This is a genomic window from Vibrio sp. J1-1, assembly GCF_021728395.1.
Taxonomy (GTDB): domain Bacteria; phylum Pseudomonadota; class Gammaproteobacteria; order Enterobacterales; family Vibrionaceae; genus Vibrio.
Map to the genome: position 1 here is coordinate 569,044 of NZ_JAKKCM010000001.1, position 19,994 is coordinate 589,037.

General features: G+C 44.5%; 17 protein-coding genes. 6 read left to right on the plus strand and 11 right to left on the minus strand.

The genetic code is table 11. The features are described 5' to 3' along the window. Positions 1-2: 2 nt before the first annotated feature. Both nhaD and L3V31_RS02440 read right to left on the minus strand, forming a co-directional pair. Complete coding sequence (nhaD, locus tag L3V31_RS02435) at positions 3-1,433, minus strand: sodium:proton antiporter NhaD (RefSeq protein WP_237314539.1); 1,431 nt, start codon at positions 1,431-1,433, stop codon at positions 3-5. A gap of 412 nt (positions 1,434-1,845) precedes the next feature. Then, the gene (locus L3V31_RS02440) at positions 1,846-2,871 is read right to left on the minus strand and encodes an acyltransferase family protein (RefSeq protein WP_237314446.1); all 1,026 of its coding nucleotides are present in this window, start codon (positions 2,869-2,871) and stop codon (positions 1,846-1,848) included. Between the two features lie 249 nt (positions 2,872-3,120). Here L3V31_RS02440 and L3V31_RS02445 point away from each other — a divergent pair, with 249 nt between their 5' ends. Next, the gene (locus tag L3V31_RS02445) at positions 3,121-3,711 is read left to right on the plus strand and encodes a TetR/AcrR family transcriptional regulator (RefSeq protein WP_237314447.1); all 591 of its coding nucleotides are present in this window, start codon (positions 3,121-3,123) and stop codon (positions 3,709-3,711) included. Between the two features lie 130 nt (positions 3,712-3,841). Beyond that, positions 3,842-4,699 (plus strand): alpha/beta fold hydrolase, encoded by an 858-nt coding sequence (locus L3V31_RS02450; RefSeq protein ID WP_237314449.1) that lies wholly within the window; start codon positions 3,842-3,844, stop codon positions 4,697-4,699. A gap of 91 nt (positions 4,700-4,790) precedes the next feature. Here the strand turns inward: L3V31_RS02450 and L3V31_RS02455 are convergent, their stop codons facing one another. Further along, positions 4,791-7,340 (minus strand): glycosyl hydrolase family 18 protein, encoded by a 2,550-nt coding sequence (locus tag L3V31_RS02455; RefSeq protein ID WP_237314451.1) that lies wholly within the window; start codon positions 7,338-7,340, stop codon positions 4,791-4,793. Between the two features lie 517 nt (positions 7,341-7,857). On the opposite strand from L3V31_RS02455, the gene L3V31_RS02460 reads away from it, so the two are divergent. Continuing rightward, positions 7,858-8,142 (plus strand): pyrimidine/purine nucleoside phosphorylase, encoded by a 285-nt coding sequence (locus L3V31_RS02460; RefSeq protein WP_014233458.1) that lies wholly within the window; start codon positions 7,858-7,860, stop codon positions 8,140-8,142. 91 nt (positions 8,143-8,233) lie between these two features. After that, positions 8,234-8,518 carry a hypothetical protein gene (locus L3V31_RS02465; protein ID WP_237314453.1) on the plus strand — a complete coding sequence of 95 codons (285 nt, stop codon included), beginning with the start codon at positions 8,234-8,236 and terminating at the stop codon, positions 8,516-8,518. Positions 8,519-8,544: 26 nt separating this feature from the next. On the opposite strand, the gene L3V31_RS02470 is transcribed toward L3V31_RS02465, so the two are convergent. After that, positions 8,545-9,702 (minus strand): GGDEF domain-containing protein, encoded by a 1,158-nt coding sequence (locus L3V31_RS02470; protein WP_237314455.1) that lies wholly within the window; start codon positions 9,700-9,702, stop codon positions 8,545-8,547. A gap of 406 nt (positions 9,703-10,108) precedes the next feature. Here L3V31_RS02470 and L3V31_RS02475 point away from each other — a divergent pair, with 406 nt between their 5' ends. Beyond that, positions 10,109-11,449: an MATE family efflux transporter gene (locus tag L3V31_RS02475; protein ID WP_237314456.1), complete on the plus strand. Its 1,341-nt coding sequence runs from the start codon at positions 10,109-10,111 to the stop codon at positions 11,447-11,449. Between the two features lie 115 nt (positions 11,450-11,564). Here the strand turns inward: L3V31_RS02475 and L3V31_RS02480 are convergent, their stop codons facing one another. Beyond that, the gene (locus L3V31_RS02480) at positions 11,565-13,244 is read right to left on the minus strand and encodes an RluA family pseudouridine synthase (protein ID WP_237314458.1); all 1,680 of its coding nucleotides are present in this window, start codon (positions 13,242-13,244) and stop codon (positions 11,565-11,567) included. A 148-nt stretch (positions 13,245-13,392) separates the two neighbouring features. On the opposite strand from L3V31_RS02480, the gene L3V31_RS02485 reads away from it, so the two are divergent. Beyond that, a complete protein-coding gene (locus tag L3V31_RS02485) occupies positions 13,393-14,193 on the plus strand; it encodes an HAD family hydrolase (RefSeq protein ID WP_237314460.1) in 801 nt (266 codons plus the stop codon). A gap of 99 nt (positions 14,194-14,292) precedes the next feature. Here the strand turns inward: L3V31_RS02485 and L3V31_RS02490 are convergent, their stop codons facing one another. The 6 genes from L3V31_RS02490 to L3V31_RS02515 form a co-directional block, all read right to left on the minus strand. After that, a complete protein-coding gene (locus L3V31_RS02490; RefSeq protein WP_237314462.1) occupies positions 14,293-15,390 on the minus strand; it encodes a GGDEF domain-containing protein in 1,098 nt (365 codons plus the stop codon). Then, positions 15,390-15,854 carry an oxidoreductase gene (locus L3V31_RS02495; protein ID WP_237314464.1) on the minus strand — a complete coding sequence of 155 codons (465 nt, stop codon included), beginning with the start codon at positions 15,852-15,854 and terminating at the stop codon, positions 15,390-15,392. The genes L3V31_RS02490 and L3V31_RS02495 overlap by 1 nt, the downstream gene beginning before the upstream one ends. A 388-nt stretch (positions 15,855-16,242) precedes the next feature. Then, positions 16,243-17,082: an S-formylglutathione hydrolase gene (fghA, locus tag L3V31_RS02500; protein WP_237314466.1), complete on the minus strand. Its 840-nt coding sequence runs from the start codon at positions 17,080-17,082 to the stop codon at positions 16,243-16,245. Positions 17,083-17,171: 89 nt separating this feature from the next. Then, positions 17,172-18,320 (minus strand): S-(hydroxymethyl)glutathione dehydrogenase/class III alcohol dehydrogenase, encoded by a 1,149-nt coding sequence (locus tag L3V31_RS02505; RefSeq protein WP_237314468.1) that lies wholly within the window; start codon positions 18,318-18,320, stop codon positions 17,172-17,174. A gap of 270 nt (positions 18,321-18,590) precedes the next feature. Beyond that, complete coding sequence (locus L3V31_RS02510; RefSeq protein ID WP_237314470.1) at positions 18,591-19,328, minus strand: class II aldolase/adducin family protein; 738 nt, start codon at positions 19,326-19,328, stop codon at positions 18,591-18,593. Between the two features lie 24 nt (positions 19,329-19,352). Beyond that, positions 19,353-19,955 carry an HD domain-containing protein gene (locus L3V31_RS02515; RefSeq protein WP_237314472.1) on the minus strand — a complete coding sequence of 201 codons (603 nt, stop codon included), beginning with the start codon at positions 19,953-19,955 and terminating at the stop codon, positions 19,353-19,355. Positions 19,956-19,994: the final 39 nt, after the last annotated feature.

Here is a 19,994-nt window from a genome sequence, read left to right on the forward strand (position 1 = left end):
GGTTAGCTAAATAGACTGCCATTCATCCATAAGTGTACGGCAATGCTGGCAGCGTAACCCAAAGCGATGACGGGCGCCCATTTCAGGTGGCCAAAGAAAGTGTATTGGCCACGTGCTGCGCCCATTAACGCAACGCCAGCCGCCGACCCTATTGAAAGTAAACTACCCCCAACACCAGCGGTTAGCGTAACCAGCAGCCAGTTACCGATAGACATATCAGGTTGCATGGTTAACACCGCAAACATCACTGGGATGTTATCCACGATGGCAGAAAGTATACCGACCATTACGTTAGCCCATATCGGGTTCCATTCGGTGTACATCACATGAGAAACCAGCTCTAGATAACCGAGCAAGCTTAACCCTCCCACGCACATCACCACACCGTAGAAGAAGAGTAAGGTGTCCCACTCGGCCCGTGAAATACGGTGGAAGACATCAAATGGCACCACCGAGCCGATTCGTTTCAGCGCGTGTTCGTCCCCATTGGCGATGGCGATGGCGGTTTTTTTTGCCAAGGATTGTTTGAGAGTTTTACGCAAGAAGTAACCAAAAAACTGTAAGTAGGCTAAGCCCATCATCATTCCTATGACGGGTGGGAAGTGGAGTACCGCATGGAAGGAGACGGCAGTGGCAATAGTCAGAATGAATAACAACACAATACGCCGAGCCCCACGTTTGAGTTCCACATGTTCATGCTTGGTATTTGGTCTGGTATTCGGCACAAACATTGACATCAAAAAGGCAGGAACCAAATAGTTGACCAAAGAGGGAATAAACAGAGGGGTGAATTCAGCAAAGCTGACATGACCAGCCTGCCAGACCATTAAGGTCGTGATATCACCAAAAGGGCTGAATGCACCACCAGCGTTGGCGGCGATGACGATATTGATGCAGGCCAAGTTGACGAATTTTGGGTTGTCGCCGGAAACTTTCATCACAACAGCACACATTAACAGCGCTGTTGTCAAGTTGTCCGCGATGGGAGAAATAATGAACGCGAGGAAGCCTGTCAGCCAAAACAATTTTTTAAAGCTGAAACCTTTACCCACCATCCATGCTTGTAAGGCATCAAAGAGTCTTCGCTCTTCCATGGCGTTGATGTAAGTCATCGCCACCAGCAGGAACAGCAGTAATTCTGCGTACTCAAGTAAGTTGTGCTCTAACGCAGCCTTAGCCACATCCTGTTGGTTGTGTTGAGTGAAGGTGTATCCGATTAGAATCCAAATTAACCCAGCGGCGAGCAGCACTGGTTTGGATTTTCTCATCTTGAGATACTCTTCCAGCATAACCAGAGCATAAGCAATAGAGAACAGTACCAGAGCGGTATAGCCAACGGTAGAATTTACTAAGTTGAGATCATTGGTGGCCGCTGCCAAGCTGTTGCTTGAGAATAACAAACAGCAGAAAGCCGCAATTGGGTAAATTGGCATAGACATTTCTCCCTTTCTTGTTGGAGAAATATTAGCCATAAATTAAGAGGTTAGTTGTGAGAAAGCTCGAATTAACGGTAGGAGTCGGGTATTTATGCCACTATTTTCTTAGTGACACGATACCCGCTACGCAACATAGAATGGCTGCGGTATACAAACCGTAAGTCAGCCAATGGCTTATTTCTAAAAAAGGAGTAATTCCTTGAGATGCCCACATACAGCCTCCGTTAAATGAGCAATGTTGTATTATTCGGACCAATCTAAAGGAAATGTACGATGTTTTTTGTGAGTGTCGACAAAATTATTGAGGCTCAGAGAGCTAAATTTTTACCTAGTGAGAGCTCTCTCTCATTTTTGTTTGGCTTGCCCTAACGAACGTGTCAGAGCAAGCGATGATTTGCATCTAATTGATTTATCTTAGTAATAGTTTTCTTAGTGGTGAAGCCTCAATACCTTTGACCAGAAGTAATGTGGCGACAATAGTGGTTGAGTAAATAAAAATATCTTTAAACAAATCTTGTAGTTCGAGAATGCCCGCTACATTCATCATGATAATTACCACTAGTAGGTGGCTAACGTAGATCCCTAAGATGCTTGGCGACCACTTGAGCACCCATGGCATATTGCCAAAATCAGGGTGAGCAAGTAGCCACATGAAAATACCAAGTGACCAAATAACTGTCCCAAATAAGAAATCATGAGTGTTAAAACCAACGTCGTACTGCATCAACTCATAAGCCTCTCCAAAGTGAAGTGCCACACCAATCACCATCAGGAGCAAGGCGTTACTGCTAGACCATTGCCATTGTTTTTCCCTAGCCAGATAACCAAGCACAACCAGTAACGTACTAAAGAAAGGGCCATTGCGAGTGAAAAAGGGAGAGGGCAGTTCAGTTAATGTGGAGTAGCTCCCTGCTAAAACACCATACACGTAAAGTAGTAAAGCGACGGGTAGTAGGAGTCGTGACTGTCCGGCTTTGACTAAAAAAGCAATCAGAGCCACGGCTATCAAGAGCGCTGGCAGGAACCATAAATGTACTAACCCCCCTTCAAGTAAAGAGTTAATCGGGGATAACATCAGATAATCCCAGTAACCTTGTCGCTCTGCTAAGTAACCTGCTTTAGAGAGTGTTTGCCATTGGAAAGGCACCAACAAGCAAATCACACTCCACACGACCCAGATCCTGATTAACGGTTTCGAATAATGTTTGACTGTTTCGAGTGGATTCGTGCTGAGCTTAGGTTGGATCAAATAGCCTGAAATAAGAAAAAACAGAGGAACCGCGAAACGAGCTATCTGATTAAGGATGTAACCAACCCAGGGCACTTCATCCCATTGCCAGTAAGTAAGTGCCATTTGGCAGTGAAGACCAATGATCGCTAACATGGCGATAATTCGGGCAAATTCTAAACTGACTATTTTCTTTTTTGTTGTCATAAAATACTTACCTTAAAATGAAATTACTTAGATAAAGTAACAGGTTGCAATTAAATTTATGCGTAAAAAATCAACTCTTTCTCTCTTTGCTACAGGTACTGGCTAAGAATCAGACACGGTTCAAACTTCTTATTTTCATATCTATTTAGGAGCTCAATATACCGATCGCTGTACTTGTTCTCGTCAATAATTGGTTAGACCAGAACACTAAAACTTGCATAAAAGAACGACCGTGCTAAAACTACTGTTATGAAGAAAGGAAAAGTAACCAAAGAGTTTATTCTGCAGAGAGCCTTTGAGATTGCCAGTGAAGAGGGGCTAGAGAGCCTTACCATTGGTGAACTGGCCAAGCTGTGTGGGATGTCGAAAAGTGGCTTGTTTGCCCATTTTAACTCTAAGCTGAACTTGCAGCTCTCAGTACTAGAGCATGCGAATCAAGTGTTCACCTCTCGTGTGATCGAGCCTGTTCGGGAGCTAGGGGATGACCACCTGGAGAGAAAAATTCGTGGGTTGTTAGATTCCTGGATGACTTGGAACCACTCTTTTCAGGGTAGTTGTATGTTTCTTGATGCTTGGAACGATGCCGCAGCGGATGATTGTCCATTGCAAGCCGCATTGAGAAAGTCCATTAATACATGGCTGAGCTACTTAGAAATACAAATCGCGAAAGGAAAAGAAAATCGTGAGTTTTCAAGCGATTTAGACACCAAACAGGCAACCTTTGATTTGTATGGGCTGTATTTAAGCGCGCATGTATTTTATTCGATCAAAGGTGAGGCAGAGAGTCAGAAACTGTTCTGGCAAGGGATAGATAACTTGTTTGCACGTTGGAAGGCGTAAGTATCCTGTTTCAATTCATTTAAAACACAAACCCATTAAACATTTAGAGAGGGCGACTGAGTTCGCTTTTTCTTATCAGTATAAAAAGCACGACCGTTCTATTTTTTATGCTGCTAGTAAAGGAAAAATCATGAGTGATAAAATTTACTTTAACACCTCGCAGCGTTTTAGCGTCAAACGAAGCTTGGTTAATATCAGTACCCGTCTGCACCACACACTGGCACCTTCACACGCTAAAAGCACTGCAAGAAAGCTTCTTCTGACGCCTGTACGTACTAAACCTAAAAATGAGCAGCCGAAAGGGCTGGTAAAAGGGGAGATCCAAGGCTTTGATGGTGTGATTAAAACCTATTCTCTTGGCTCTGGTCCTGTTTGGGTTCTGACTCACGGTTGGTCTGGGACTGCGAGCCAGTTTTTTCCTTTGATGGAACACATTGCCGCGAAAGGGTTTACCGCACTGGCTTATGATCATCCAGCTCACGGTGAGAGTGAAGGTCAGTACGGCCACATTCCTGGGTTTATTCGAGGTTTGGAGGATGTGTTGGATTCAGTTGGAGAGATATCAGGTTTGATCGGGCACAGCATGGGGACGGCCTCTGCGCTTGAATGCCGACACAGCAAATTAGAGAACAAACCACTATTGCTTATCGCTCCCGTTCTAAACTATGTAGAAAATTTGTTTGGCAGTATTGCGCGTTCGGGCTATTCCATGAAACTGTTCAATGCGGTGGTATCCGAAGTAGAAGCGCAGTTTGATTACCCGTTACAGTCGATTGACCCGCTTAAACGCCTTTCTGAGCGTGAGTCGGTGACTATTATTGTTCACGATGAGCAAGACAAGTTCACTAAGCACAGTATCTCAGCGAAAGCGGCAGAGGATATCGCTAATGTTGAGTTGGTCACCACTCAGGGACAAGGCCATGGTCGAGTCATGAAGTGTAAGCAAGTATTCCAAAGCTTTGACCGCTTAATCGAATCTATAGCGTAGCGATTTTATAAAAATAAAGGACAAGGAAGCGAGTGATGTCCTTGTCCTTTAAATCTTGCTGATGGATTATTTTCGCAGACGGTAACGCTGATTAGTTACAGTTCGCTGTGCCTACTTCTTTCCAAACACCCCATTCGCCAGACTTCGTTGGGTCGTCACCGAGAGTCCACCACTTCGCTTCCCAAGTACTGCCAGCATGCGTCACTTGGTCACCAACTGTGTAAACCGTACCTGCATCCCAAGCGTTATCACATGCGCCCGTATTTGGATCTGTGATGTGCTGTGCAACCACTACGGTCGCATTTGCTGTCGAGGATGCTTCACCGTCACTCACACTCACGGTGAAGTTTAGGCTCGTATCTTTTGAGTACTCGGCCGCGGTAAATGTCACTTTAGCCCCGCTGATTGTTGCCGCAACTCCTTGCGGTAGCGTCCAGTTGAACGTTAGTGTGTCATTGTCGGCATCACTAGACGCCGATGCATCGATCACCACAATATCACCCGCATTAGCAGTTGCTGGCACTGAGATTTGTGCCACTGGCGCGGTGTTTTTAGGTGGTTCGATAACGCCCGCGGGTTTCACTGTGACCACAACAAGATCTGAAGTACTTAGACCTTCGTTATCGGTCACGGTGAGTTTGAACGTCAGTTGCTCTTCTGTGGTTACTTCTGCTACATCGAAGCTTGCATTTGCGCTGTTTGCACTAGTGAGTACTACCGCTGTACCTGATATTTGCTCCCAAGTGTAGCTTGCGATCGTACCGTCAGAGTCGGTGGATTGGCTGCCATCTAGCATCACGGTTGCAGGGCCTATTACTGATTGATCTGCGCCAGCGGTTGCTTTTGGTGCAAGGTTCGGCTGCTCAACAACCGCCCCGGACATACCTTCGTGCATAGCATTTAAGATATCGCCGTTATCCGCGTCAATCTCCCAAGAGAATAAGCCAGCAAGGCCAAGCGTTTTAGCGTAGTTACCTTTTGCTAGTACGGAACGGTGGTCATCAAAAGTGATTAATTCACCCGTTGAACGGTTCCACACCCACGGCGCTTCTGCCTGATCGTCGTAGCCGTATTCAAAGCCGTTGATCCCAGGGTTATTTGCTCCCAGCATGAATGATTTAATGCCTTTGTAATCGATAACGCCAGCTTCCCAGACACCTTGTGTGGTGCTGCCTTTTAGTTTGCCTGTTGCTGTACCAGTCATTGGGTCATTTGGATCGGTTAGGGTGTCCGGTGTTACCCCTTCCCAGCCACGACCATACATGGCGGTGCCTAGTACGAGTTTGTTGGCAGGTACGCCTTGGGCGAGAAGTAGCTGAATACCGTTGTCGGCCGTATATGCAGGTCCTTTGAATGGTTCGCCGTTTTCATCAACACCACTGCCATCACACTGACCAGGGCGCATGAACGAACCGCAGTAAAGGGCGGTCTGATGCCCCGGGACGTTATTCCAGCCGCCGTAGAAGTCATAGGTCATGGCGAAAATGTAATCCATGTATTGAACCGCATCTGCGTAGTCAACGTCTTCGATCTTATCGTAACCAACACCAATTGCTGAGGTTAGCTCGTACGTACGATCGGTCTCTGCCTCTAGCTCATCCAGCATTACACGTAGTTCTCGCATCAAAGCAACATAAGCCGGACCATCGTTGATAGGGTCACCCCGGTCAGCCGCCGCACCGCCACCACCAGGGAATTCCCAGTCGATATCCACACCATCGTAGAATTTCCACGTTTTGAGGAAGTTTTTAACTGAGGCAACAAAGGTATCTCGATTGGCTTTGTCGACGAAATCAAAGAATGGGTCAGACAGGGTCCAACCACCAATCGATGGGATTATTTTAAGATCAGGGTTACGCTGTTTTAACGCCATCAGCATTGCGTAGTTACCTTTAATCGGCGTGCTGTATTCGTGACCTGCTTGAGGGAAGCTCTTTTGATATGCTGCCCAAGGGTCATGGATAACCACTTCATAATCAGGTACGCCGCTACAGGCGGTTTGCAATGCATTAAAGCTATTGCCGCCAACTGATTTTACTGACTCATTTGGACCACAAATTGGGATGAAGCCATAAAGGATGTGAGTCAGGTTGTCTGCAGGAATATTGTCGACGGTGTAATCACGGCCATAAATGCCCCACTCAACAAAGTAAGTCCCCATCACCACGCTAGGGTCTGTGTTGTACGATTTGTTGTTTGGATCAACATTCATCGTAAGCGGTTTTAAGTGAGAGCCGTCAGTGTCAGCGATGGTAATTTCAACAGGAGCACTCTTCGCACAACCTGTTGCATCACATGCTTCGACTTCCATCTGGTATAAGCCGCCTTGACCATATTCGAACTCGGCGGTGGTTTGGCTACCGATAATTGAGCCAGTGGCGACTTGGATACCATCGAAATAAATGTTGTAAGTGTCGCCAGTTGAGCCACTCCACTGGTTGAATTTTACAGTAATTTTTGCCTGGTCATGGTAAGTCACCATGCTGTGGTAACCAGACGTGGTTTCCATGGCCAGTTCAATTTTAGAAAACTGAAGGTTGTTGGAACCATATAGATCAATACTTGGTGCCGTCGGAGCGGCGACTGTCGCTCCTGAAAGTGCGAAAGCAATTCCTGCTGCACATAGGTTAAATCGAATCATAACGTCTCTCTATCCTTAGATTCATGTTCTATCACAAACATAATCTGCTCTTGCGCCAAAGTTCACTACCACGTGCAAAAGCATCACGCACAGCATTTCAGAGAGTTTTTTTTCGTCAAAAAAAATTACAGCGGTTTTCGAGTCACTTGAGAGAAGTGATATAAAACGCACTTGCTGTTGCACGGGAAATACAATCTTGAGTCAATAATCTAAAAATATTCTGCACGAGAAGTATTTATCGTTTACGCACTTAAAGATGAATCTAAATGAACTTATTTATTTGTCTGAATATGAAGGGAACTAGTGCAGCAAGGGGCTTTAAGAGAGTGTGGAGTCAGGTTCAAAGTCGTCAAATTGTCATGCCTAAATAATCACCAGTTTTGACGTGCTATGCATGGTGAGAAAACCTGATCACGCACCTATTTGTCATTGATGTTTAAATTAGAAGGTTTTATGGGCTTGAGTCGTGGGGGAAAACAGGGTAAAAAAGGTCAGATTTTTAATGAGGGAACTGATAATGAGTATCAAGGAAAACAGCTATTTTGCAGGCGGTGTGAAGTCACTAGGTTTTAGTCAACACGAGCAAGAAGTGAGTGTCGGTGTGATGCTTCCGGGAGAGTATACGTTTGGCACACAAGCTCCAGAGCGAATGACTGTAGTAAAAGGTGCCCTTATTGTTAAACGTGTAGGCGAAACGGACTGGACAACATACAACAGCGGTGAGTCTTTCGACGTTGAAGGCAACTCATCGTTTGAACTGCAAGTTAAAGATGCAACGGCGTACTTGTGTGAATATCTATAAAACACCGTCGTAAATCGTGAATTGAAGCCACCTTCGGGTGGCTTTTTTGTGTGTATACTTATTGTGTACTCATCAATCCAAGGAGGAACTGATGTCAGTACAACGCAAACACACCGATCTCCCTCCTCGTTACGAGGTAAAGGATTTTACCACAGAGCAAAGGCAGCGCTTCACTGCGGTGGCGAACGCTGCACAAAAGCGGCGAGACTCATACAAACGAGCACTAGAGAAAGACCTGGTGGTTAAATTGAGTCAACAAGCTTTCAAACCTAACAATACCTCGCAACAAGGAAAGCCCAGACGAGCAAGCCAAGTAATCTGGTTGCTGGTTATTCTGTTCGTTGGTTTATGGGCGATGTATAGGTTTGCTTATTAGTGTCTTATGAGCATTCGCTCGCCGATCTAAAAAGCCTCTCCAACTTCTTGTTGAATTAATGGTTGGCGGTTCAACTCTTCTGCCTGCGTGCAATGCTCATAATACGCGTACTGATTCTTTCCGGTCTGTTTTGCCACATACATGGCCTTGTCTGCACATCGAATCAGCTCAGATAAGTCGTTTGCATCTTGTTGATAAATTGCCACTCCAACACTCATCGTAATTTTATTAATGAGGTCGTAATCTAGAGAGCGGTTTGAGAATACATTAACAATGCGTTTTAACACTTCGTCCAAACTTTCTTTGTTAGGCACATCGTATAGTAGCAGGACAAATTCATCACCGGCAAACCGAGCGATAGAATAATCATTCTTCGGGGGAGTGTGGGCAGCTAAGCGAGCGCTCTCTTTCAATCGAGATGCAAATGTCTTTAGAACGTGATCACCAACGTCATGGCCGTAGTTGTCATTGATGAGTTTAAAATTGTCGAGATCAAGAAAGATAACGGCGGTTAAACCTTTGGTGTTAAAACGATTGATTTCATTCAGTTTCTGCCTTGCCCAAGTTTCAAAGCTCCAGCGGTTCGCCAAACTGGTGAGTTGGTCAAAATAGGCCAGCTCTTCAATGCCTTCTCGATAGAGGACCTGAATGTAATTCAGAACTTTGGCGTAGTAATAAGAAAATGTATGACATACAAAGCTAATTGCAATCAACGTCAACATAAACCGGTATTCAATCATGGGAGTCGCGGTTGGTAATCTATCCAGAAAAGCGATGCCGAAGAAAATAGAAAGTATGTAAGTGCAGCTAAAGAGAAGTCCAACTTTAAACTCGTTGATGAGAATGAGTGTCGCGACGATCGGATACAGCCACAAAAGTTTCCCTGAAGGCGCATCATTAAAAAGCAGTAACAACAAACCTTCTAGCATGATCACGGCGCTTAATAATAGATCGGCATACTGGTGGTGTTTTTGTACTTTTATCATGTAGCAAATCGTAAAGCAGGCCGTTGCAGATAAAGAATGAAGCAGACACAGCCCCCAGTGCTGTTCAAATGATTGAACAATCGCACCATAGATTAGGCAAGTGGCAGCGATGCTAGAACATATAAAAACAATCTTCTTTTTCCTCGTTGCACGTATATCCGCCATCTCTTCTAAGCGTGCCCCTGCCAATGTCGACATCTTGTATCCCTATTTAATAGTTTTACCTCTATTCTAGTTGTTAACTGAGCGCTAGATAGAATAAAACTTCGGCTATCTGTGAAGTAAATCATTTTGAATATGACGATGAGTAATTGAATTGTCGTGAAATTTTTTAGAAGACGATGATGTCTAGCGTTGGTCGTACGCTTCTCTTCTATTGTTTTTTGTATACGTAGAGAAAGTGCCTTTCATATCGTCAATGAGTGCCCGTGAGATAAGGAAAAAATTACTCTGTTCGACGAAATTTTGTTGCTGTTGTGACCGAGATGCGAATAAAATTTGCGCATAGCAACTTTTCGCCCATTTCAAGTATGAATGGCTATTTTCTTAAACTGCTTCACAGTTTCCTGTGAAGCAGTTTTTCATTGTGTGAAGGTTTACAACTATGCCTAAAAGCCAGAACATCAGCCAGCGCATGTCCATCGTGACACTCGCTTGGCCGATACTCGTGGAAATTTTGCTAAGGACGGCTTTAGGAACCAGTGATGTATTCATGCTGAGTGGTTACTCAGACAAAGCGGTATCAGCGGTTGGGGTTATCACCCAGTTGACGTTTTTTCTGATTATTGTTTCAACATTTGTTAGCAGTGGGACGGGCATCTTAATTGCGCAATACAATGGTGCTGACAGAGAGAAAGAGTCGGTCGATGTTGGTATTGCGAGTGTTGTTCTGTCGGTGATTGTGGGTGTTTTTCTCAGCGTGATAGCGGTACTTGGTGCGATATTCTTTTTGCCATATTACGGCCTTGAAGCCCAAGTGGAAGAATACGCGCGCAATTACTTGTTGATCAGCGGCTCGCTGACATTCAATGTCACCATTGGCATCGTGCTCACCACGATTCTGCGTAGTCACGGTTATTCGCGTTCCCCAATGGTGGTTAACCTGCTCAGTGGGGTGTTAAACATTGCAGGTAATTACATCGCGCTATATCAGCCGTTTGGTTTACCCGTATATGGCGTAGAGGGTGTTGCTGTTGCAACCGTCGTGAGCCAAGTCGTTGGTACATTGATGTTGTTGGTGGTTGTGGCGCGTTCGAGTATCCAGTTACCAATGTCGACCATGAAAAAAGTGCCGGCGGACATCTATAAAAAGATTTTGAAGATTGGTGGCATGAATGCGGGTGAGGTGTTGTCCTACAACATTGCCCAAATCTGTATCGTTTACTTTGTGGTACAAATGGGCACTGCTTCGTTGGCGGCATTTACCTATGCGCAGAATATTGCGCGTTTTTCTTTTGCCTTTGCACTGGCGATTGGTCAGGCAGCACAGATTCAAACCGGCTATTACATTGGCAAAGGTTGGGTGAGCAGCATCCTTAAGCGCATTCAGGTTTATTTCTTGGTGGGCTTTGTTGCTTCTACTGTTGCGACGACCGTGATTTACATATTCCGAGAAGACATTCTCCGTGTATTCACTGATCAGCCTGAAATCCTTGCTCTTGCTGGCTCATTGGTTTTGGGGTCAATTCTATTGGAAGCTGGACGTGTGTTTAACCTGATCTTTATTGCTGGTTTAAAAGGCGCAGGCGACATTAAATTCCCGGTGCAAATGGGTATCGTAAGTATGTGGGGCTTAGGCGTGTTGTTCTCTTACGTGCTTGGTATTCATATGGGCTACGGCGTAATGGGAGCCTGGATGGCGATTGCTTTGGATGAATGGGTTCGTGGCATCATCATGGCGAGACGCTGGCGTTCACAAGTGTGGATGAAATTTAAAGTCAGTTAAATGAGTCATAGCTGATAGTGACGAAGGTGCTGAGTCGGAATATGCTTCGCCTAAATGTAAAAAAAGGCACTGAATTCAGTGCCTTTTTAGTATCCCTATATTAACCGTACCGGGTTTAAAATTCACAATCCGCATGAAAGCTCATCCGTTCTTTGCTATATGGATGAGCCAGTTCCAGCATTTCAGCATGCAGGTGTAAGCGATTCGCTTTCTCGCCATACAAGCCATCGCCGACCATTGGCATATTTAATCCCATGTGATGAGCACTGTGGACACGCAGTTGGTGGGTACGGCCAGTTTTAGGGTACATATACACCTTGCTTCGGCCATTCTTAACTTCAATTAACTGCCAGTGTGTCTCCGCAGGTTTACCATGTTCAAAGCAAACTAATTGGCGCGGGCGATCTTCAGGGTCGCCACGCATGGGTAATGAGATATCACCCTCGGCATCACTAAGTTCACCTTCCAGCAAAGCCATATAGCGTTTTTGTACGCCACGAGCCATGAACTGCTTCTGTAAGCTTTTATTAGCGCGTTTGGTCAGTGCAAACACCAAAATGCCCGATGTCGCCATATCTAAGCGATGGATGACAAAAGGCCCCTCAACGTCAGGGAACATTGTCTGTAGCCTTGTGTAAGCCGAATCTTTGATGGTTTTTCCCGGTACAGACAGCAAACCGGATGGCTTGTTCACCACGACCATTGCATCGTCCTGATAGAGAATTTCCAGCTCTTTATCTTCTGCCCAGTTTTCAGCCAGCGGGTTAGGTTCGACGTTCATACCTTGCAGCATGTGGCCCAGTATTGGCTGGCATTTACTGTTGCACGATGGGTAAAACTTTTTGTGCTGGCGTACTTCGGATTTTGGCGATTCCCCCCACCAGAACTCGGCAAGAGCCAGCGGTTTAAAGCCATGTTTAAACGCGTATTGAAGCAGTTTTGGGGCGGCGCATTCACCTGCGCCTGCTGGTGGCACTGGGTTAGTGGTGTTAGCGAAAATATCCACTAAATCACGCTCTTTTCCCTGGCTGTCAAGAAATCGGTATTGTCTATGCAGTTTGTGTTGTAAAGCGTTAGATAGCGTTTTACGGCGTTCTTTAAGCTCTGATAGCTGGCGTTTCAGTACTGCTAAACGCTGTTCTTTTACCGCCAGTTTTTCATCCCACGCCCTCTTGAGATATTTGAGTGTGTTCTTTTCAGCCACACTTTGCTTAGCCAATTCGTCCAACAAACTTTGTAGCTCATCGGAACTCAGTGTTTTCTCGCTTTGTTTACGCAGTTGTTTTCGATTTGCGCGACCTTCGATCATCACTTGGCGTTGGGCGTGTTCCTCTTGCTGGTAAGTGGCGCGATCGGCTTCAATCTCTGTTTTCAGTTCCGTCAGCTCTGGGTTCTCTGCAAACTGTTTGCATTCGGTATTAATTACATTGATAGCGTCTGTTTCTGCGCGAAAAAAACCTTCATCTGTCAGCATGTCGTACACAGGAGGAACAAATCCCGGCAGCAAGTTTTGATCGGCGATTTTGCCGGAGAAGGCACTTAGATAACCTAGATCGCCTTGTGTATTTTCCACCAAAAGTACCCCAAACATTTTCCCGCGCCCTGCTTGCTCATCCTCTAACCCAAAGTCATGCTCAAAGTCGTTTTGCGTGAGTAAGTGCTGTTGCAGTTGTTCAGCGGCTAATACGCATAAAGGGTGCGGCGTATAATAGAACGGAAACGTAAACTGCTCTGGTAACTCATAACCAGAAATATTGACAGTAAAACGAGTAAAACAATGTTCAGGCGAGTGCATGATGTGTATCCGCGAGCGTCAAAATCGAGCGAGGATTGTACCTGTTTGAATCAGGATTGCTATATTAACAACGGTACTTGAGATTCACTCACGATCATGTACCTTAAACGTAATTGCAGTTTTCCTACCCTAATTAGAGTTTTAGTTCATGTCACAAGCTAGCATTAAATTTATCGCCTCCGATATGGATGGCACGCTACTCGATCAGTACGGTCGTTTAGACCCAGAATTCTTCGATGTCTTTTTACGATTAGAGGAACAAGGTATTTTGTTTTCGGCTGCCTCTGGTCGTCAATATTATAGCTTGCGTGACACTTTCGCTCCGATTCAGGATCGCATCCTGTACGTGGCAGAAAATGGCACTTTGGTGATACACAAAGATAAAGAACTCTATAGCTGTACCATTCCGAAACCTGAAGTAGCAGAGATAATCAAAGCGGCGCGCGGCATAGATGGGGCACACATTGTTCTGTGTGGTAAGCGTTCGGCTTATATCGAAATTCAAGATCAAAAGACCTTGGAAGAGTTTCAAAAGTACTATCATCGCTGTGAGAACGTGGACGATTTGCTTGAGGTTGATGATGAATTTATCAAGGTTGCGATCTGCCATTTTGATGGCTCAGAAGAGTTAGTATTCCCGACGATGGATGCCCAGTTTGGTGACTCACACAAAGTTGTTGTTAGTGCCAAAATTTGGTTAGATGTGATGAACGCAAAAGCTTCTAAAGGTGCGGCAATTCAGTATCTTCAACAAACCATGAATTTTACGCCTGCAGAGACCATGACTTTTGGTGATTACCTGAATGATTTGGAAATGCTGCAAGTGAGCGAGCATTCTTATGCGGTGGCAAATGCTCATGAAGAGATTAAGAAAGTCGCCCGTTTTTCGGCGCCAAGCAATCAGGAGTCTGGTGTGCTTACTGTGCTACTGAAGCTGCTTTCTGATTAAACATCGAGCCGGGTGGTTCAGCTCAGTAGCCTTGTAAATATAAAGTAAAGCCCCGCAATGAGAGTGCGGGGCTTTTATTTGTGCTGACGTGATATTAGTTCAGCGCTGAAATTTCATCTTGTACATGCGCTTATCTGCGATATTGATAAGAAAGTCTATATTGTCGCTATCCACCGGGTACTGAGCGATACCGATACTGGTCGAGAGTGACGAGGCATTTTCCGTTTTTAATACAGGGTCATCAAACACGGCATTAATGTGACGCTTTATTTCATCTTCACTGATGGCATTGTCCTGAACGACGATGGCAAACTCATCACCACCCATTCGGTAAGCGGTAAAATGACTGATCTCCATAGATTTTAGCCGGTTAGCGATAGCTCGTAAAACTTTGTCGCCTGCTTGGTGCCCATGAGTATCATTAATCTTTTTAAATCCGTTTAAGTCCAAGATACAAAGGTAAAACGTGTTTTTATAGTGCATGTTTTTTCTTAGTGTCAGAAACAGCGCACTTCTGTTGCCAAGCATTGTTAGAGGGTCACTAAGGGCCAATTTTCTGTGGAAACTTGATTCGCGGTAAAAGAAGTAAATAAGAGACAGTGTCGACAAAACAAAAGTCGCAAACAGCATATATTGCGCTTGTACTAGTCGCTGTGTTTCACCTTTTTGTGCTTCATATACTTTGCTGGAGAGTCGGAAGTTTTGGTTCACAAAATCCACCAAGTCCAAGTACAGCGTTTGAGTTGAGCGATAAAACTGAGCTGCCGCCTGACGATCGCCGGTTTTCGCCTTTACAAGAAAAGGCTCCAGATCTTTATATTGTTCGAAGAGTTCTAAAAAGTACTGCTGGATATTGTTACGCGAAAAGAAAGTGTACGCGTCATCGCTGTTGATGAGTAAATCAAAGCGGCTCCATGCGAGTTCATACTGGAGCTCTGCGCCATTTATATCCTGAATGTTTTCATCGAGCCTACGGGTTTCGCCAACCAGTTCAGACAGTTCCTTAGAAAGTTGAAACAAAAACCACGTTGCTTGTTTTTGCTCATTAGTAAAATTTTGCGCTAATGCACGAGTTTGTTGAAGCAGCATTACATTCGCGAGCAATAAAGAGGTAGCAAAGACTAACAGCAGCAGTTTGCTGAGTGTCGTATACTGCCATTTGTTAGATTTGATAGAGTAGCTTTCTGATAACTTCATTATTTCTTTATCAATTTAATCTCATTAACTTGCCAGACCATTTGGGCATGATATGCCGCGCGATTTAGTTCTGGGTACAGACTCAGAGGATATACAACCCAAAATGGGCCTTTATCCCTGATTTTTATGTAATGTTTGTCTTTTTGATAGGCAAGTATCGGTTGATATTTAATAATATCTGACCGCGTAATAGCCGCGTGGTAATTGTTTAAGCCACTGATGTCTATTTGCTCTGGGATATCACCATATACGTGAGTCAGTAAGGTACTTAGTTTTACACCGGTAAACTCACGGATTCCTTTACTCCATGGTAACTCAGTGGTGTAAGTGGTTTCTGGCAACGATTGAATATCTTCTAGTTTTAACGTAACACTAGGTTTTTGTGGACCGTCACTAAATGAAACGGTATTTGCAGAAATAAATGGTGCAAAACACAGCAAGCCTAATACGAGTATCTTTTTCATTCTATTCATTTTGGTTTTTTATTCTTTTTTGAGCTAGAGCAAATGGTGCTAGCAGCGATTTATTTCAGGTTTTGATTGTTTGAATAAATGGATAAGGTAAAAAAATATATTGTTTTTGAAAAGTAACCTTACGTTAACTTTACGTCAAGGCTATTAAGTTACTTATTAAATAAATGAACGATGAAAAGTAGTGACTTCAGGGAGATTTGGGCTCTTAGCGTATTTTCAACGCTATTCAATACAAATAGGTATAATTATCAATTGGTAATTATTAGAAGAAAATTAACATTTAGCTTTAATAATATCTGCGAATAACGAATAAATATTCAAAAAATAATAAAACCACCTTATTTAGGGTGGTTTTATTATTACTTTATTTCTTAATTAGTTACTCGAACAAATACTTCGCGTGGAAGTTCAAATGATCATCAATAAAGCTCGAGATGAAGTAGTAACTGTGGTCATAACCTGGTTGCATTCGAAGCGTTAATTCTGAACCATGCTTGTTTGCTGCCGCGACAAGGACTTCAGGTTTAAGCTGTTCACTCAGGAACCCGTCTGCGTCTCCCTGATCAACCAGAATAGCCAAAGGTGATGGACCTTGCTTCAGTAGCTCACTCGCATCATATTGCTTCCAATTTTCGATATCGGTACCCAAATAAGCAGTAAAGGCTTTTTGGCCCCAAGGACATTGAACAGGGTTACTGATAGGGCTAAATGCGGAAATCGAGCGATACTGATCTGCATTCTTTAGCCCGATAGTCAGTGCACCATGTCCGCCCATGCTGTGACCCGAAATAGATTTAACATCAGAAACTGGGAAATTGTTCTCAATGATTGCTGGTAGTTCTTTCGTGATGTAGTCATACATGAAGTAGTGCTGTGACCAAGGTGCTTGAGTTGCATTAAGATAAAAACCTGCACCCTGACCGAGGTCGTAATTTTCATCATCTGCCACACCTTCTCCACGAGGACTGGTATCCGGGGCTACAATGGCTATACCAAGTTCGGCGGCCATACGAAACGCCCCAGCTTTCTGCATGAAATTTTCATCGCTACACGTGAGTCCCGATAGCCAGTAAAGTACTGGTACTGGGTGGGACTTTGTCGCATTTGGCGGCAGGAAAATAGCGAATCGCATTTGACAATTCAGCGAACTAGATTCGTGTGTGTATTGTTTGTGCCAGCCACCAAAAACTTTGGCCTGACTAACGTTTTCTATCATCATGAATAAACTCTTAAGAAGCAGAAATTAGATTCAACGGCAGGACACCGTTAATACAATAAGGCTCTCCCTAGGGAGAGCCAGCAGAGACATTATTTGTCCATGTGAATCACGCTACGGATACTCTTACCTTCATGCATTAGGTCGAACGCCTCGTTGACGTCTTCAAGTCCCATTGTGTGAGTAATGAACTCTTGTAGACCGAATTCACCTGCCATGTATTTTTCTACAATGTCTGGAAGCTCAGAGCGGCCTTTCACGCCACCAAACGCACTGCCTCGCCATACGCGGCCAGTAACTAGTTGGAATGGACGGGTAGAAATCTCTTGACCTGCACCTGCTACACCGATGATGACTGATTCGCCCCAGCCTTTGTGACAGCACTCAAGAGCCTGACGCATTACGTTAACGTTACCGATACATTCAAACGAGAAATCAACGCCGCCATCCGTCATTTCTACAATGACTTCCTGAATTGGCTTGTCGAATTTCTGAGGGTTAATCACATCTGTTGCGCCAAGCTGTTTCGCAAGATCGAATTTACTCTCATTGATATCGATACCGATGATACGGCTTGCACCAGCCATACGTGCACCAATGATTGCAGACAGACCGATACCGCCTAGGCCGAAGATGGCTACTGTGTCGCCTTCCTGAACTTTTGCTGTGTTCAGTACCGCACCCATACCTGTAGTAACACCACAGCCAAGTAGACAAACTTCTTCTAGTGGAGCTTCTTTGTTTACTTTTGCCAGTGAAATTTCTGGAAGTACTGTGTACTCAGAGAATGTCGAACAGCCCATGTAGTGGAAAATGGTTTCACCATTAATAGAGAAACGGCTCGTGCCGTCCGGCATTAGACCTTTACCTTGCGTTTCACGTACGGCCTGACAAAGGTTAGTTTTGCCAGATTTACAGAACTTACACTCGCCACATTCTGCTGTGTATAGAGGAATAACGTGATCACCCACTTCAACGCTAGTCACGCCTTCACCGACCATTTCGACGATACCACCACCTTCGTGACCAAGAATCGCGGGGAAGATACCCTCAGGATCGTCGCCAGATAGTGTAAAAGCATCAGTGTGACATACACCCGTTGCCACGATACGTACTAAAACTTCCCCTTTTTTAGGCAGTTGTACGTCCACTTCTTCCATTTTTAGTGGTTCACCTGCCGCCCATGCGACAGCCGCTTTAGATTTGATCGAAGTTTGACCTGGTTTGATTTCAAGTGCCATTGGATTTCCCTTATCTAATCAATCGGTAGGCGTAGTAATTAAGCCTAGCTGAGCTTTCGTTTTTCGCCCGATGTTTTATTTGTATTCATTTTATCTATTTCATTTAAAATGATAATCCGTCGTTGATGAAAATGATTTTTACATACACGTAATAATGAATATGTTGAATTAGGTGATAAGTCAAAGGGATTTTTGGCGGCAACAAGCGTTCACCAGGCAAACCCCAAAGCGCTTATCATGCCCATGGTTAAGCGCTTTGAGGGTCAGTGGTTAGTCTTTGTAACGTGGGTCGATTCGGTCCAGTTTGCGTAGTAGCGCTGGCCATACGATGGAACCATCTACGCCCTGGGTTTTCACTGCTTTAGTTATTGAGCTGACAATCTTGGGTTCAATATGAATAAGCTCACTGCCACCTGACTGCGCGGCCAACTGAATTTGGCAAGTGGTTTCCATTGCATACATCGACAAGAACGCATCTGCCACGGTTTTTCCGACCGTCAGTAGCCCATGATTTCGTAGTACAAGGAAGTTTGCTTCTCCCAGATCATGCTGCAAACGTGGTTGTTCATCTTCTCTTACCGCGACGCCTTCATAGTCATGGTAAGCCAATGACGAAAGCACATAAGTAGACTGCTGACTGATTGGTAGTATACCGTTTTTCTGTGCGCTGACCGCGACACCAGCTCGCGTATGCGTGTGAATGATACAGCCGACATCATGACGAGCTTCATGAATACAGCTATGGATGATAAATCCAGCGTGATTGACCGAGTGGGACGTGTCTTGCAACACATTGCCATTCTGATCGATCTTAACGAGATCCGAGGCGGTAATTTCATCAAACATCATCCCATAAGGGTTGATGAGAAAATGATGTTCAGGCCCCGGGATTCGTACACTTATATGGGTAAAGATTAAGTCATCCCAGCCAAACTCTGCCACCAGTCTGTAGCATGCTGCTAGCTCAACACGTAACTGCCATTCTTGTTCGCTAACTCGATTTCTCATTGGTGAGTTCATCATTGCCTCTCGCTATTGTGCTGCTATTTGGTCTTGGGCTTGTTTGTAAATTGAACGAACGGGACGCTCAAATACCTTGCGGATCATCGGCTCAAAGAATTTTAGCGGTAGAGTATCTAATTGAGGATCAAAGGCTGGCGCGTCATATTTACGCACAAACTCTAGGGTGCGTTGGTAGCAAGGATGATCGATGTAAGCCTTATGCATCTCTCGGTCCATATTCAAGTGGTGGAAGAAGTAATATCCTTGGAAAATACCATGATGTTTTATCATCCAGTGATTCTCTTCACTGACAAAAGGCTCGAGGATAGTGGCGGCTATGTCTGGGTGGTTATAAGAGCCCAATGTATCACCAATATCATGCAGTAGAGCACATACTACGTATTCGTCATCCTTACCATCTCGATACGCGAGTGTTGCACATTGCAGGCTGTGCGTGAGTCTATCAACCTGGAAGCCACCAAAATCACCATCAAGTAATAAAAGGTGTTTGATGATTCGGTCTGGTAACTCTCCAGCATAATCAACAAATTGATCCGCGATGATCTTCCAGTCTTGCGCTGTACCGTGTTCCATATGAGTAAAACCAGCTAATGGGGTATTGTGCTTGTTCATTCTTCTGTCCTACTTGTGGATTCAGACTCTATAAAAACA

Excerpts from the sequence above, each read along its gene's own strand:
- nhaD (WP_237314539.1), bottom strand. The coding sequence starts at position 1,433 with ATGCCAATTTACCCAATTGCGGCTTTCTGCTGTTTGTTATTCTCAAGC.
- L3V31_RS02440 (WP_237314446.1), bottom strand. The coding sequence starts at position 2,871 with ATGACAACAAAAAAGAAAATAGTCAGTTTAGAATTTGCCCGAATTATC.
- L3V31_RS02445 (WP_237314447.1), top strand. The coding sequence starts at position 3,121 with ATGAAGAAAGGAAAAGTAACCAAAGAGTTTATTCTGCAGAGAGCCTTT.
- L3V31_RS02450 (WP_237314449.1), top strand. The coding sequence starts at position 3,842 with ATGAGTGATAAAATTTACTTTAACACCTCGCAGCGTTTTAGCGTCAAA.
- L3V31_RS02455 (WP_237314451.1), bottom strand. The coding sequence starts at position 7,340 with ATGATTCGATTTAACCTATGTGCAGCAGGAATTGCTTTCGCACTTTCA.
- L3V31_RS02460 (WP_014233458.1), top strand. The coding sequence starts at position 7,858 with ATGAGTATCAAGGAAAACAGCTATTTTGCAGGCGGTGTGAAGTCACTA.
- L3V31_RS02465 (WP_237314453.1), top strand. The coding sequence starts at position 8,234 with ATGTCAGTACAACGCAAACACACCGATCTCCCTCCTCGTTACGAGGTA.
- L3V31_RS02470 (WP_237314455.1), bottom strand. The coding sequence starts at position 9,702 with ATGTCGACATTGGCAGGGGCACGCTTAGAAGAGATGGCGGATATACGT.
- L3V31_RS02475 (WP_237314456.1), top strand. The coding sequence starts at position 10,109 with ATGCCTAAAAGCCAGAACATCAGCCAGCGCATGTCCATCGTGACACTC.
- L3V31_RS02480 (WP_237314458.1), bottom strand. The coding sequence starts at position 13,244 with ATGCACTCGCCTGAACATTGTTTTACTCGTTTTACTGTCAATATTTCT.
- L3V31_RS02485 (WP_237314460.1), top strand. The coding sequence starts at position 13,393 with ATGTCACAAGCTAGCATTAAATTTATCGCCTCCGATATGGATGGCACG.
- L3V31_RS02490 (WP_237314462.1), bottom strand. The coding sequence starts at position 15,390 with ATGAAGTTATCAGAAAGCTACTCTATCAAATCTAACAAATGGCAGTAT.
- L3V31_RS02495 (WP_237314464.1), bottom strand. The coding sequence starts at position 15,854 with ATGAAAAAGATACTCGTATTAGGCTTGCTGTGTTTTGCACCATTTATT.
- fghA (WP_237314466.1), bottom strand. The coding sequence starts at position 17,082 with ATGATGATAGAAAACGTTAGTCAGGCCAAAGTTTTTGGTGGCTGGCAC.
- L3V31_RS02505 (WP_237314468.1), bottom strand. The coding sequence starts at position 18,320 with ATGGCACTTGAAATCAAACCAGGTCAAACTTCGATCAAATCTAAAGCG.
- L3V31_RS02510 (WP_237314470.1), bottom strand. The coding sequence starts at position 19,328 with ATGAGAAATCGAGTTAGCGAACAAGAATGGCAGTTACGTGTTGAGCTA.
- L3V31_RS02515 (WP_237314472.1), bottom strand. The coding sequence starts at position 19,955 with ATGAACAAGCACAATACCCCATTAGCTGGTTTTACTCATATGGAACAC.